The 13,727-nt window shown below is 72.1% G+C and carries 10 protein-coding genes and 1 pseudogene; 5 read left to right on the forward strand and 6 right to left on the reverse strand.

Features of this window, described 5'->3' with window-relative positions; genetic code table 11:
• Positions 1-14: 14 nt before the first annotated feature.
• Positions 15-1,052, forward strand: coding sequence for an ABC transporter ATP-binding protein (locus tag ACZ7DY_RS33895; protein WP_471142550.1), 1,038 nt, complete (start codon positions 15-17; stop codon positions 1,050-1,052).
• Positions 1,053-1,168: 116 nt separating this feature from the next.
• The gene (locus ACZ7DY_RS33900) at positions 1,169-1,960 is read left to right on the forward strand and encodes a maleylpyruvate isomerase N-terminal domain-containing protein (RefSeq protein ID WP_471142379.1); all 792 of its coding nucleotides are present in this window, start codon (positions 1,169-1,171) and stop codon (positions 1,958-1,960) included.
• Between the two features lie 41 nt (positions 1,961-2,001).
• On the opposite strand, the gene ACZ7DY_RS33905 is transcribed toward ACZ7DY_RS33900, so the two are convergent.
• The 6 genes and pseudogenes from ACZ7DY_RS33905 to ACZ7DY_RS33930 form a co-directional block, all read right to left on the reverse strand.
• The gene (locus ACZ7DY_RS33905) at positions 2,002-3,168 is read right to left on the reverse strand and encodes an LOG family protein (protein ID WP_471142381.1); all 1,167 of its coding nucleotides are present in this window, start codon (positions 3,166-3,168) and stop codon (positions 2,002-2,004) included.
• Positions 3,169-3,205: 37 nt separating this feature from the next.
• Positions 3,206-3,610, reverse strand: a complete 405-nt coding sequence (locus ACZ7DY_RS33910) for a VOC family protein (RefSeq protein ID WP_471142382.1) — start codon at positions 3,608-3,610, stop codon at positions 3,206-3,208.
• A gap of 144 nt (positions 3,611-3,754) precedes the next feature.
• Complete coding sequence (locus ACZ7DY_RS33915) at positions 3,755-4,930, reverse strand: hypothetical protein (RefSeq protein WP_471142385.1); 1,176 nt, start codon at positions 4,928-4,930, stop codon at positions 3,755-3,757.
• A gap of 230 nt (positions 4,931-5,160) precedes the next feature.
• Positions 5,161-5,934, reverse strand: a pseudogene (locus tag ACZ7DY_RS33920) (ABC transporter ATP-binding protein); the annotation flags it as partial.
• A gap of 198 nt (positions 5,935-6,132) precedes the next feature.
• Entirely contained in the window at positions 6,133-7,512 is a 1,380-nt protein-coding gene (locus ACZ7DY_RS33925) for an aspartate aminotransferase family protein (protein WP_471142387.1), read from the reverse strand.
• A complete protein-coding gene (locus tag ACZ7DY_RS33930; protein WP_471142390.1) occupies positions 7,497-8,042 on the reverse strand; it encodes an Lrp/AsnC family transcriptional regulator in 546 nt (181 codons plus the stop codon). Before ACZ7DY_RS33930 ends, ACZ7DY_RS33925 begins: the two co-directional genes overlap by 16 nt.
• 163 nt (positions 8,043-8,205) lie before the next feature.
• On the opposite strand from ACZ7DY_RS33930, the gene ACZ7DY_RS33935 reads away from it, so the two are divergent.
• The 3 genes from ACZ7DY_RS33935 to ACZ7DY_RS33945 all read left to right on the forward strand — a co-directional run bounded on the left by ACZ7DY_RS33935 (position 8,206) and on the right by ACZ7DY_RS33945 (position 13,724).
• Positions 8,206-9,645: a gamma-aminobutyraldehyde dehydrogenase gene (locus tag ACZ7DY_RS33935; protein WP_471142392.1), complete on the forward strand. Its 1,440-nt coding sequence runs from the start codon at positions 8,206-8,208 to the stop codon at positions 9,643-9,645.
• Positions 9,646-9,795: 150 nt separating this feature from the next.
• Positions 9,796-12,390 (forward strand): MXAN_6230/SCO0854 family RING domain-containing protein, encoded by a 2,595-nt coding sequence (locus ACZ7DY_RS33940; protein ID WP_471142395.1) that lies wholly within the window; start codon positions 9,796-9,798, stop codon positions 12,388-12,390.
• A gap of 170 nt (positions 12,391-12,560) precedes the next feature.
• A complete protein-coding gene (locus ACZ7DY_RS33945; RefSeq protein ID WP_471142397.1) occupies positions 12,561-13,724 on the forward strand; it encodes an ABC transporter substrate-binding protein in 1,164 nt (387 codons plus the stop codon).
• The last annotated feature ends 3 nt before the right edge of the window (positions 13,725-13,727 follow it).

Genomic DNA, 13,727 nt, shown 5'->3' on the forward strand with positions numbered 1-13,727 from the left:
CGGACGTGACGAAGGTGCCGGACGCGCTGCTGAGTCTGCGGGAGGCGACGGTACGTTTCGGGGCGCGGGCCGCGCTCGACGCCGTCGACCTCGACGTCGGCGAGCACGAGATCGTCTGCGTCCTCGGCCCGAGCGGCAGCGGCAAGTCGACACTGCTGAGGGCGGTGGCCGGACTCCAGCCGCTGGACTCCGGACGCGTCCTGCTGGACGGCCGCGACCAGCGCGGGGTGCCCGCGCACAAGCGGGGCGTCGGCCTGATGTTCCAGGACCACCAGCTCTTCCCGCAGCGCGACGTGGCGGGCAACGTCGCGTTCGGACTGCGCATGCGCCGTGCCTCACGGAGTGAACAGGACCACCGTGTCGCCGAGTTGCTGGAGCTCGTCGGGCTGCCCCGGGCGCAGCGGCGCGCGGTGGCCTCGCTCTCCGGCGGCGAACAGCAGCGGGTCGCGCTCGCGCGGGCGCTCGCCCCTCGGCCGCGTCTGCTGATGCTCGACGAGCCGCTCGGCCAGCTCGACCGCTCCCTCCGTGAGCGCCTCGTCGTCGAACTGCGCGAACTCTTCGACGAGCTGGGCACCACGGTGCTCGCCGTCACGCACGACCAGGGCGAGGCCTTCGCGCTCGCGGACCGCGTCGTCGTCATGCGCGACGGCCGCATCGCCCAGTCCGGCACGCCGCTCGACGTGTGGCGGCACCCGGCCGACGAGTTCGTGGCCCGCTTCCTGGGCTTCGACAACGTGGTCGGGGCGACGGTGGCGGGCGGGGCCGCCGACACGGTGTGGGGCAGGATCCCCGTCGCCCCGGGCACCCCGGACGGCAGCCACAAGATCCTGGTGCGGCCGGCCGGCGTACGGCTCGCCGCGCCCGGCGAGGGGCTGCGGTGCGAGGTGGTGGCGCGCACCTTCCGCGGTACGCATGTCGCGGTGCGCCTGCAGCCGAAGGAGGGGCCGCGCCTGGAGGCGGCGTGCGCGCTGCGCGAGGCGCCGGAGGTGGGCGCGATGGTGGGGGTCGGGTTCGACGCCGGGGACGTCGTGGTCCTCGACGGAGACGGCTGACGGTCGGGAACGAGGGCCGGGGTCGGGGCCGGAGGCAGCCCCCCGTCGGCCGGTCCGCGCCCGACGCCACCGAAAACCAAGGGCCCGCCGCCCCGACATCGATCTACTGTTCGCCCATGACGACATTGAGCCATGAACGGTACTGCGACGAAGTCGCCCGGCAGATCGACCTGTTGAGAGCCGCCCTGTCCGGCGCCGACCTCACGGCCACCGTGCCGACCTGCCCCGACTGGACGCTCGCCGAGCTGGCGCGGCACGCCGGAGGGGCCGTGCGCTGGAGCGAACGGCTGGTCGCCACGCGCGCCGGGCAGAACATCCCCGAGGAGGACATCCCGGAGTGCGGGGGCCCCGAGGGCGACGACCCCGCCGCCCTCGACGCGTGGCTGGCCGCGACCGGTGAGCTCGGCGCGCGGACGTTCCGTGCCGCGGGCGCCGACGCCCCCGCCTGGTCGTGGGCGGGCGACCACCGCGCCGGTTTCTGGGCGCGGCGCATGACGCACGAACTGGCGATCCACCGGGCGGACGCGGCCCTCACCGCCGGTGTCGCCCACGAGATCGACGCGGACGTCGCCGCCGACGCGATCGACGAATGGCTCGACCTGGTCGCGCTCGCCCAGCGCACCGACCCGCGGGACAGCGCCGCCGAGCTCAAGGGCGCGGGCCGGAGCATCCACCTGCACGCCACCGACGCCCCGGCCGGCCTCGACGCCGAGTGGCTCATCGAATTCGGCGACGAGGGCTTCACCTGGCGGCGGGGCCACGCGAAGGCCACGGTGGCGCTGCGCGGCCCGCTCACGGAGGTGCTGCTCGCCTTCTACCGCCGACGGCCGCTGGACAGCGGGCACGTGGAGGTGCTGGGGGAGCGGGCGCTCCTTGACTTCTGGCTGGAGCGGGCGAGCTTCGGCTGAGACCCGGGGACGGAGGGGCGGGTGTGGCGCGGGGGACGGTCCTACGCGGTGTCCGCCGATCCGCTCGTAGGCCCGGCGGACAGCAGCTCGGCGAGCGCGCCGGGTGCCTCGTCCACCGCGTCCACCAGGGCGATCCGCGACTCCATCGGCCTGTCGCGGGCCAGCGACCGCAGCAGCGGCCAGACCGGCAGGTGCTCGGTCCAGTGGGCGCGGTCGACCAGGACCATGGGGGTGGGCTCGCCGCGGGACTCGTAGTAGTTGGGCGTGGCGTTGTCGAAGACCTCCTGGACCGTGCCCGCGGCGCCGGGCAGGAAGACGACGCCCGCGTTCGAGCGGGCGAGGAGGCCGTCCTCGCGGGTGGCGTTGGCGAAGTACTTGCCCAGGTGGGAGGCGAACGCGTTCGGCGGCTCGTGGCCGTAGAACCAAGTGGGGATGCCCACCGAGGCGCCACCGGCCGGCCAGCGCTCGCGGACCGCGAAGGCGGCGCGCGCCCACTCGGTGACCGACGGCGTGAACGACGGGGCCTTGGCGAGGAGTTCGAGGGCCTCGTCCAGCATGGCATCGTCGAGGGGAGCCGCGTAGGCGCCGAGGTTGGCGGCCTCCATCGCGCCCGGACCGCCGCCGGTCGCCACCGTGAAACCGGCGCGGGTCAGGGCGCGGCCGAGCCGTGCCGCTCCCGCGTAGGCGTCCGTGCCGCGGGCCATCGCGTGACCGCCCATGACGCCCACCACCCGTGCCCCGACGAGGTGCTCGTCGAGGGCGTCGGAGATGGAGTCGTCGTGGATGGCGCGCAGCATCGACGAGAAGACGTCGCCGTCGGACTTGGTCCGCTGGAACCAGGCGTACGCGTGGGCGTCCGGCGTCGCCTCGTACCCGCCGTCGGCGAGTCCGGCGAACAGGTCGTCGGGGGAGTACAGCAGCCCGCGGTACGGGTTGAACGGCAGGCCGGGTACGGGCGGGAAGACCAGCGCGCCGCCGGCCCGTACCTTCGCGGCGGCGTCCTCGCGCATCGGGCAGCCGAGGAAGACGGCGCCCGAGACGTCCGCCGCGAGGAGCGCGGCGGTGCGCTCCGTCAGGTCGACGGCCTGGACGCGGCAGCCCGCGAGGGCGCCGCGACCGAAGAGCTCGTCGAACTCGGCGAGGGTCTCGATCTCACGGTCCTCGCCGGGGAGTTGCGGGGCGGATGCGTGTTCGGGAGTGGGCTGCATCCGCCCATGCTAAGCAGGGGCGCCCGGCGGGGGCCGGTCAGCCCTGGACCTCCGACGGGTCCATCCACATGATCTCCCAGGTGTGGCCGTCCAGGTCGTCGAAGGCGCGGCCGTACATCGTGCCGTAGTCCTGGACCTTGCCGGCCGTGGCGCCCGCGGCGATGGCCTTGTCGACGAGCTCGTCGACCTTCTCGCGGCTCTCGGCGCTGAGACAGAGCAGCGTCTCGCTGGTCTTCGTGGCGTCGGCGATCTCCTTCTGCGTGAAGTTCGCGTAGTGCTCCTTGCTCAGCATCATCGCGATGATGGTGTCGCTGATCACCACGCAGGCGCATTCGTCGCTGGAGAACTGCGGGTTGAGCGTGTAGCCGAGGTCGGTGAAGAACTTCTTCGACGCGGCGACGTCGGAAACGGCCAGGTTCACGAAGATCATCTGCTGGTACATGAGCGTCTCTCCAGTGGGTGCGTGTGCCTTACGGAGGAGTAGACATCCGTTCGACGCGGAACTCATCGCGAGCCGCGAACTTTTTTTCGCGCGTTTTCCCGCCCCCGCGCGGGCCGTCGCGTCGACGGCCCGCGGACCGTGGCGTCAGGGCATCAGCGGGGTCGCCGCCAGCTCCGCGACGAGCCAGGTCAGCGGGGCGAACACGGCGGCGAGCACGCCGGCGCGGAGGGCCGCCGAACCGCGCAGCAGCGTGGCGGGCGCCCCGAGCCCGAGCAGCGCGTCCGTCGTGTGCGAGCGGGACTGCCTGGCCTCGACGGCGCTCGTGGCCAGGGTCAGCACGGCGCAGCCGGCGACGAGCAGTCCGCCGAGCGTGGTGAGCGGGCCGACCGCGGGGCGCGGGCCCGCGTACAGCACGATCGAGGCGTACGCCCCCGACGCCACCGCGCACAGCACGCCCAGCGGCCGTCCGATGCGCCGGGCCTCCTCCTGGAGGACACGTCCGGCGAGCAGACGCAGCGCCCCCGGCCGCACGGCCTGGAGGACCCGTCCGCAGAGGTAGGTCAGTCCGGGCCCCACCAGTACGAGGCCGAGGGCGGTCAGCGCCCAGCCGGCGAGGACACCCACCGGGCTGCCGTCGGCGCTGCCCGGCATGGGGAAGCCGTCGCGCGGCCGGGTCTCGGAGCGGCCCGCGTACGTCTCGACGGCGAGACCCACCGCGAGCAGCGCCACCCCCCAGGGCAGGCCGCCCGGCGGCCGGCCCGGGGCGTCCGGTTCCCCGGCGGGCTCCGAAGCGCTTTCCGTGCCGGTCGCCTTGGCCCGGCGCGGGCGCAGTACGACGGCGCTGGCGGCCGACGCGGCGACCGGGACGACGGCGAGCAGGGTGAGGGCGGCGGCGAGCGGCAGCGGATGGCCGCCGGCGAGCAGATCCGTCGCGGCGCCGTCGAAGGGCAGGCCGCTGATGTCGCCGCGCAGGTGCAGGAAGAAGAGCAGCGCCAGCATGGAGCCGAGCACGCAGGACACGGCCGTGGAGATCGCCGCGAAGACCATCAGGCGGGCCGGGCCGAGCCCCACCGCGGAGAGTCCGCCGCGCGGCCGGGTGGCGGGGTCGGTACGGGCCACGGCGACGGCGAAGTACACGGTGGCGGTGATCGGCGCGAGACACCACGCGAGCCGCAGCACGGCACCCGCGCCCGGGTGCTCCATCGCGTACGCCAGCGTGCACAGCAGCAGGAATCCGGTGCCGGCGGACGCGGCGGCGACGAGGAGGCGCCGCAGCTGGACGAGCGGGTGGGCGCCCCGGGCTAGACGGAGAGCGAGCACGCGGCCCGACCTTCCGTCGTGGCGGAGGGGGAGGTGGCGGTTGTACCGGCCGTGCCGGCTGCACTGGCCGTACTGGTCGTGCTCGTACCCGTGCTCTTACCCGTACCCGTACCCGTACCCGTACCCATGGCCGGGGCGGGGGCCGACGCCGGAGCCGGACCCTGGGCCGAAGCCGAAGCCGAAGCCGAAGCCGAAGCCGAAGCCGAAGCCGAAGCCGACGTCGACACAGGCGCAGACGTCGCACCAGCCGTCTCCGCGCCTTGCCCCCCGCCTCCCCTTCCCCCGCTCGCCACGTCCGCGAGGTCCTCCCCGTCCGGGAGGTGGAGCGTGTTCACGCGGCGGCCGTCCAGGAGGGTGATCGTGCGGTCGGCGAGGGCGGCGACCTGGGCGTCGTGCGTGGCGAGGACGACCGTGATGCCGTGCGAGCGGGCCGCCGTCGTCAGGGTGCGCAGCGCGTGGGCGCGGTCGGCGCGGTGCAGGGGGGCGGTGGGCTCGTCGGCGAAGAGCACGGACGGCGTGGTGACCAGGGCGCGGGCGATGGCGACGCGCTGGCGTTCGGACTGGAGGAGGGCGTGCGGCCGCTTGCGGGCGCAGCCGCCGATGTCGAGGCGTTCGAGCCACTCCAGGGCGGCCGGTTTGGCGGCGCGGTGGGAGGAGCCGCGCAGCATCAGCGGCAGGGCGACGTTCTCCCAGGCGGTGAGTTCGGGAACGAGCCGTGGTTCGGGGTCGATCCAGCCGAAGCGGTCGCGGCGCAGACGTTCCCGTACGAAGGGACCCATCGTGTGGACGGGGGTGCTGTTGAACCACACCTCGCCCTGCTGCGGCAGCAGCTGTCCGGACAGGCACCGCAGGAGCGTCGTCTTGCCGCTGCCGCGCGGGCCGTTGACGGCGAGGATCTCGCCCTCGCGGACACCGAGCGAGACGCCGGTGAGGGCGGGGGAGCCGTTGTGCGTGACGTGCAGGGTGCGTGCCCACAGCACGTCGTTGTCCGGCGGAGCCACCATCACGTACACCTCGGTTCAGATCAGTTTGCCTCCCCCGTACGGGGGAACGAAGGCGGGGCCGATCGGTCACTGGGCACGCTAGGGATTCGGGCGGAGCTGCCCGGAAAAGACGCGGCCCGGGGGCGCCCGTTCTCACTCGAACGGGCGCCCCCGGGGCCGGTGTTGATCACTCGATCATACGAGTGGCCGGGTGGACGGTCAGAGCTTCGTCCACGCCTCCGTGAGCACCTGCCGCAGGATGCCCTCGATCTCGTCGAAGGTCTCCTGGGTGGAGATCAGCGGCGGGGCGAGCTGGACGACCGGGTCGCCGCGGTCGTCGGCACGGCAGTACAGGCCGTTGTCGTAGAGCGCCTTGGAGAGGAAGCCGTACAGGACGCGCTCGGTCTCCTCGTCGTTGAAGGTCTCCTTGGTGTCCTTGTCCTTCACCAGCTCGATGCCGTAGAAGAAGCCGTTGCCGCGGACGTCGCCGACGATCGGCAGGTCGAGCAGCTTGCGGAGGGTCTGGTAGAACGCGTCCTCGTTGTCCAGGACGTGCTGGTTCAGGCCCTCCTTCTCGAAGATGTCGAGGTTGGCGATGCCCACCGCGGCGGACACGGGGTGGCCGCCGAAGGTGTAGCCGTGCAGGAAGGTGTTGTCGCCCTTGTAGAACGGCTCGGCGATCTTGTCGGAGATGATGCAGGCGCCGATCGGGGAGTAGCCCGAGGTCATGCCCTTGGCGCAGGTGATCATGTCCGGGACGTAGCCGAACTTGTCGCAGGCGAACATCGTGCCGAGGCGGCCGAAGGCGCAGATGACCTCGTCCGAGACGAGCAGCACGTCGTACTTGTCGCAGATCTCGCGCACGCGCTGGAAGTAGCCGGGCGGGGGCGGGAAGCAGCCGCCCGCGTTCTGCACCGGCTCGAGGAAGACGGCGGCGACCGTCTCGGGGCCCTCGAAGAGGATCTCCTGCTCGATCTGGTCGGCGGCCCAGCGGCCGAAGGCCTCGGGGTCGTCGCCGTGGATCGGGGCGCGGTAGATGTTGGTGTTCGGCACCTTGTGCGCGCCGGGGACCAGCGGCTCGAAGGGGGCCTTGAGGGCCGGCAGGCCGGTGATGGACAGGGCGCCCTGCGGGGTGCCGTGGTAGGCGACCGCGCGCGAGATGACCTTGTACTTCGTGTGGTTGCCGGTGAGCTTGTGGTACTGCTTCGCCAGCTTCCACGCGGTCTCGACGGCCTCGCCGCCACCGGTGGTGAAGAAGACCTTGTTGAGGTCGCCCGGCGCGTAGTCCGCGAGGCGCTCGGCGAGCTCGACGGCCTTCGGGTGGGCGTAGCTCCACACCGGGAAGAAGGCCAGCTCCTGCGCCTGCTTGTAGGCGGTCTCGGCGAGCTCGTGACGGCCGTGTCCTGCGTTGACGACGAAGAGGCCGGAGAGGCCGTCCAGGTACTTCTTGCCCTTGTCGTCGAAGATGTAGGTGCCCTCGCCACGCACGATGGTGGGGACGGGCGCGTTCTCGTACGACGACATGCGGGTGAAGTGCATCCACAGGTGGTCGTAGGCGGTCTGGCTGAGGTCCTTGCTCACGGCTATCGGGTTCCCCACATATAGGTCTGCTTCTTGAGCTTGAGGTAGACGAAGCTCTCGGTGGAGCGCACGCCGGGGAGGGCGCGGATGCGCTTGTTGATGACTTCGAGCAGGTGGTCGTCGTCTTCGCAGACGATCTCCACGAGGAGGTCGTGCGAGCCCGCGGTCATCACCACGTACTCGGCCTCCGGCATGGCGGCCACGGCGTCCGCGACCGGGTCCACATCGCCCTCGACATTGATGCCGACCATCGCCTGCCTGCGGAAACCCACGGTGAGCGGGTCCGTGACGGCGACGATCTGCATCACGCCCTGGTCGAGCAGCTTCTGGACGCGCTGGCGCACGGCCGCCTCGGAGAGGCCCACGGCCTTGCCGATGGCGGCGTACGGACGGCGTCCGTCCTCCTGGAGCTGCTCGATGATCGCCAGAGAGACGGCGTCCACGGGGGGAGTGCCGTTCCCATAGCCGCTTCCGCCCGGGTTTCCGGTGCGGGAGCCGCGGGGGCTGCTGGGGTCTGCGCTGCGACTGGCCACGACCTCACTGTGCACGACGTCTCGTCACTTCCGCAAGGCCAGATCGATGAAATTCGTTGTCTGTGGCTTCAATCATCACGGATTCCGCAGTTCTGGGCCGCTGGGTATGTTGAAAGCGTCGGTACAGCGACTAGGGTGGGTGTCTCATCCACTGGACATCTGACTTGGAGGGCCGGAAGTGACCACCGAGCTGCGCCGTCTGCGCAACTACATCAACGGAGAATTCCGGGACGCGGCCGACGGACGGACCACCGAGGTGATCAATCCGGCGACCGGCGAGGCCTACGCCACCGCGCCGCTGTCGGGTCAGGCCGACGTCGACGCCGCCATGAAGGCCGCCGCCGACGCGTTCCCGGCCTGGCGCGACCAGACGCCCGCCGAGCGTCAGAAGGCCCTGCTCAAGATCGCAGACGCGTTCGAGGAGCGGGCCGAGGAGCTCATCGCCGCCGAGGTCGAGAACACGGGCAAGCCGATCGGACTCACGCGGTCCGAGGAGATCCCGCCCATGGTCGACCAGATCCGCTTCTTCGCGGGCGCGGCTCGGATGCTCGAGGGCCGCGCCGCCGGCGAGTACATGGAGGGTCTGACCTCCATCATCCGCCGCGAGCCGATCGGTGTCTGCGCGCAGGTCGCGCCGTGGAACTACCCCATGATGATGGGCGTGTGGAAGTTCGCCCCGGCGCTCGCCGCGGGCAACACCGTCGTCCTCAAGCCCTCGGACACGACCCCGGCGTCGACCGTCCTGATGGCCGAGATCATCGGCTCCATCGTGCCGCCCGGCGTCTTCAACGTCGTCACCGGCGACCGCGACACCGGCCGCCTGATGGTCGAGCACAAGACCCCGGCGATGGCCTCCATCACCGGCTCCGTGCGCGCCGGCATGCAGGTCGCCGAGTCCGCCTCCAAGGACCTCAAGCGGGTCCACCTGGAGCTCGGCGGCAAGGCGCCGGTCGTCGTCTTCGAGGACACCGACATCGCCAAGGCCGTCGAGGACATCTCGATGGCGGGCTTCTTCAACGCGGGCCAGGACTGCACGGCCGCCACGCGCGTGCTCGTCCACGAGTCCATCCACGACGAGTTCGTGACGGCGCTCGCCAAGGCCGCCGCCGACACGAAGACCGGCCAGCCGGACGACGAGGACGTGCTCTACGGCCCGCTCAACAACGCCAACCAGCTGAAGCAGGTCACCGGCTTCATCGAGCGGCTGCCCGCCCACGCGCGCGTGGAGGCCGGCGGCCAGCGGGTCGGCGAGAAGGGCTACTTCTTCGCGCCGACCGTCGTCTCGGGTCTGAAGCAGGACGACGAGATCATCCAGAACGAGGTCTTCGGCCCGGTCATCACCGTGCAGTCCTTCACGGACGAGGCGCAGGCCGTCGAGTACGCCAACGGCGTCGACTACGCCCTCGCCTCCTCGGTGTGGACCAAGGACCACGCGCGCGCGATGCGCATGTCCAAGGTGCTCGACTTCGGCTGCGTCTGGATCAACACCCACATCCCGCTGGTCGCGGAGATGCCGCACGGCGGCTTCAAGAAGTCCGGCTACGGCAAGGACCTCTCGGCGTACGGCTTCGACGACTACACGCGCATCAAGCACGTGATGACGTCCATCGAGGGATAAATCGTGTGACCGTCTGCCCGCCCCCGCGTACCGTTGCGTACGCGGGGGCGGCTCCGTGGTGTGCTTCCTTCTTTCTCTTCTCTGCAAAAGAATCCGTAGCGCGCCCACTCTCCGCCCCCGCTTCTCTCCGCACCACGGGGGTGGGACCTGATGACGACGACCGACGACCTCGCCTGGCTGCTGCTGCGCCGCCGGCAGAGCGTGTACGTCCCCGAAGGCCCCGGGCGGACCGCCGCGACCGACGCCGGCGTGGTCGCACTCGAAGCCGAACTCGTTGCCCGCGGACACCTCCTGACCGCGCCCCTGCGCCGCGCGCTGACCGCGCTCCCCGCCGACGAGCTCGCCGCCACCGGGTGCGAGCTGCTCGACGGCGTCGACGCCCTGATGGGCTCCGACCGCCACCACGCCCCGCTCTTCCGGCGCTTCCCCGACGAGATCCCGTACCAGTACGCGGCAGGCCACTACACCGACACCGTCCTCGCGCGCCTCGCCGCCCAGCCCCACCAGCCCTGCATGAACTGCGCGGGCACCGGCAACCGCGTCCGCGCCCTCGGCCCCTGCGCCCACCTGCTCTGCGACGACTGCGTCGAGAAGATCGACGACTTCGGCTGCTGCGACGAGTGCTGCGTCTGGTACGCCTGCCCGGTCTGCGAGAACCGCTACGAGACGGACGGCCCCACCAACCCCTGGCTCGACACCGGCGCCGGACTCGGCGGCGACGGCGGCGCGGCCCTGCGCGTCCTGCGCCTGGCCACCCCCGGCGACCTCGCCGCCGAACTCACCGCGCTGCTCGCCCGCCGTACACCGCTCAACCCCGAGGACCACGACGACCTCGTCCTGCTCCTCGGCCACCTCGCCCCGGCCGACGCCGCCGACCGGCTCCCGGCGGAGATCCCACTGCGCGAGAGCACGGCACTCGCGCTCGCCCCGCTCCTCGGCCTGCCCGAGGCGCCGTCGCTCCTCGCCCGGTACGCGGACACCGCCACGGACGTGCTGCGCATACTCGTCGTACGCTCCGGCGGCGACCCCGACCTGCTCGAACCGCCGCGCCTGCGCGGCCTTTCCCGGCCCCTGCGCCGCGAACTCCTCGCCCTCCTCGACGGGTTCGGCTTCCGGCGCCTCGCCGAGGACATGGCCCGCCACCCGCGCGCGTGGAAGCGGCTCGGCGAAACCCTGCACCCCTTCGAGTACGCCCGCCGCCACCCGCGCGTGGCGCTCGCCTTCGCGGCCCTGCGCGGCACCCGCGTCGGCGAGGACGCCCTCGGCGAGGTGCTGCTCGCCGAGGCCGCCCGGCACGAGGACGTCCGCCTCACCGGCGGCCGGCTGCACACCGTCACCTGGCAGGGGCGCGTCGAGGAGGCCCTCGCCCGCTGGGACGTCCCGGCCGCCGTCCCCCTCCTGCGCGAGCGCCCCGGCGAACTGCTGCGCCGCCTCGACCTGCTGCTGGCCCGCTCGGGCACGACGACGCTCCCGGACACGGTGGCGGAGGCCCTCGCCGACGTCCTGCCGCGCTCCGGCCCCGGCCCGCTGCTCGGCGCGTACGGCCGGATGAAGGTCCGTCACCTGCCGGGGCACCGCCGTGTCTTCTTCCCGCGCGGCCGGGTCACCAAGGCGTACGCGGTCGAGGACCACCGGCCGCCGCTGCCCGCCCTGGTGGCCGGCCGCACCGGTGAGCTGATCGAGGCGGAAGCCGTGCGGCGCCTGACCGGACGCGACGGGCAGCGGTACGACGTGGCCGTCCTGGACGCCTCGCTCGCCGACCTGCCGGTGCCGTCCGCCGAGCGCGCCAGTGCCACCTCGCTCGTCGCCGTACCGCGCGGCAGCTCCCTGCCCATGCCCGCCGACAGCGAGACCGTGCGGCTCTTCCTGCACTGGCTCCAGCCCAAGGGCACCCGCGTCGACCTCGACCTGTCCGTCGCGCTCTACGACGACCTGTGGCGCTACGTCGGCCTCTGCGACTACACCCACCTGCAGTACGCGGGCGGGGCGGCCCGGCACTCCGGTGACCTGACCTCCGCGCCCCCGCCGCACGGCGCGACCGAGTACCTCGACCTCGACCTGCCGCGCCTCGCCCACGCCGGCGTGCGGTTCGTGGTGCCGGTCGTCCTCTCCTTCAACGACGTGCCCTTCGACGAACTCCCGGACGCCTTCGCGGGGTTCATGGCGGTGCGCGGCAAGGCGCGGGCCGTCTACGACCCGCGCACGATCCGGCAGCGCTTCGACCTCGGGGGCGACGCGCAGCTGCGCATGCCGATGATCGTCGACCTGCGGGCGCGGCAGGCCTGGTGGACGGATGTCACCCTCGCCACGACGGAGACGCGCCACGACGTGTGGCGCTACCGCAAGCAGATCGGCCGCATGGGCAACGACCTGCTCGACACCTTCCTGCCGTGCGGCCGGGCCACCCTCTGGGACCTGGCCTGCTGGACGGCGGCCGCCCGCACCGACGGCGACGTGTACGTGCGCGGCCGTGACCACGTCCTGCGCGGCTACCGCCGCGCCGAGGACGAACCGCGCGCCGACTTCGCGCTGCGCGTCCACGACGGCTGGGAGCCGGACATCCCGCGCGCCGAACCGGAACTCACCGGTCGCCGGGCCCTTCTCGCCCTGCTGCACGGCGAGTTGGCCGGGGCGGAGGACACCGCGGCGGGCACCGTGTACCGCCTGTACCCGGGCCCGGTCGACGCGGCGCCGCTGGAGCGCGTCACGGCGGGGGACCTGGCGGGATGGCTGGAGCCGGCCTGACGTCCGGGCCGCGCACCCGGCACCGACGCGTCCCGCGGCGATCGACCCAAGGTGATCGACAAGGTGTCGGCTCCACGCGGTGGGGCTCGACGCTGCGTCCATTGTCCGGCCGGGGAGCACAGGAGCATGCTGCCGGGGTGCGAGCGAACCCCGGCCCCATAGCCTCCCCCGTGTCCCGCCGTTCCCTGCTGCGCGCCCTGGGCGGCGGGGCGGTCGTCAGCACGCTGGCGGGCTGCGGGGTGCCCGCCGCGTACATCGCGCCGGACGAGCGCTCCGCCGGCGACCGCTCGGCCCGGGACAAGGCGCTGACCTTCGCCAACTGGCCGCTGTACATCGACACCGACGACGAGAACAAGACGGAGCGCCCCTCGTTGGACGCCTTCGAGAAGCGGACCGGGATCGACGTCCGCTACACGGAGGAGATCAACGACAACGACGAGTTCTTCGGCAAGATCAGCCCCTCCCTGATGAACCACCAGGAGACCGGCCGCGACCTCATCGTCATCAGCGACTGGATGTGCGCGCGCTTCGTACGGCTCGGCTGGGTGCAGGAGATGGACCGCGCGCACCAGCCCAACGTCACCAAGTACCTGGACCCACAGCTGCGTTCGCCGCACTTCGACCCGGGGCGGAAGTTCACCGTGCCGTGGCAGTCGGGCATCACCGGCATCGCGTACAACAAGCGCAAGGTCGGCCGCGAGATCAAGCACGTCTCCGACCTGTGGGCCGACGACCTCAAGGGCCGGGTGACGCTGCTGTCCGGCCTGGACGAGGCCTTCGCGCTGCTGCTCCAGGGCGACGGCGTCGACATCACCAAGTGGACGGCGGACGACTTCCACCGGATGTGCGACCGGGTCGAGAAGCTCGTGGCCTCCCACCACATCCGCCGCTTCACCGGCAACGACTACATCAAGGACCTCTCCAGCGGCGACGTCCTGGCCTGCCAGGCCTACAGCGGCGACGTCATCCAGCTCCAGGCGGACGACCCGGACATCGAGTTCATCGTCCCCGAGGAGGGCGCGGAGCTGTGGGCCGAGTCCCTGATGATCCCCAACCTGGCCCGCCACAAGAGCAACGCCGAGAAGCTCGTCGACCACTACTACGAGCCCGAGGTCGCGGCCGAACTCGCGGCCTGGGTCAACTACGTCTGCCCGGTCCCCGCCGCCCGCGACGTCCTCGCCTCATCCAAGGACAAGGAACGCGCCGCCCTCGCCGAGGACCCGCTGATCTTCCCCGACACCGCGATGCGCAAGCGCCTCGCGATCGCCCGGGACATCACGTCGAAGGAACGGACGGAGTTCGCCAAGCGGTGGAATTCTTTGGTGGGGCTGTAAGAG

Source organism: Streptomyces sp. NPDC037013 (assembly GCF_055607265.1).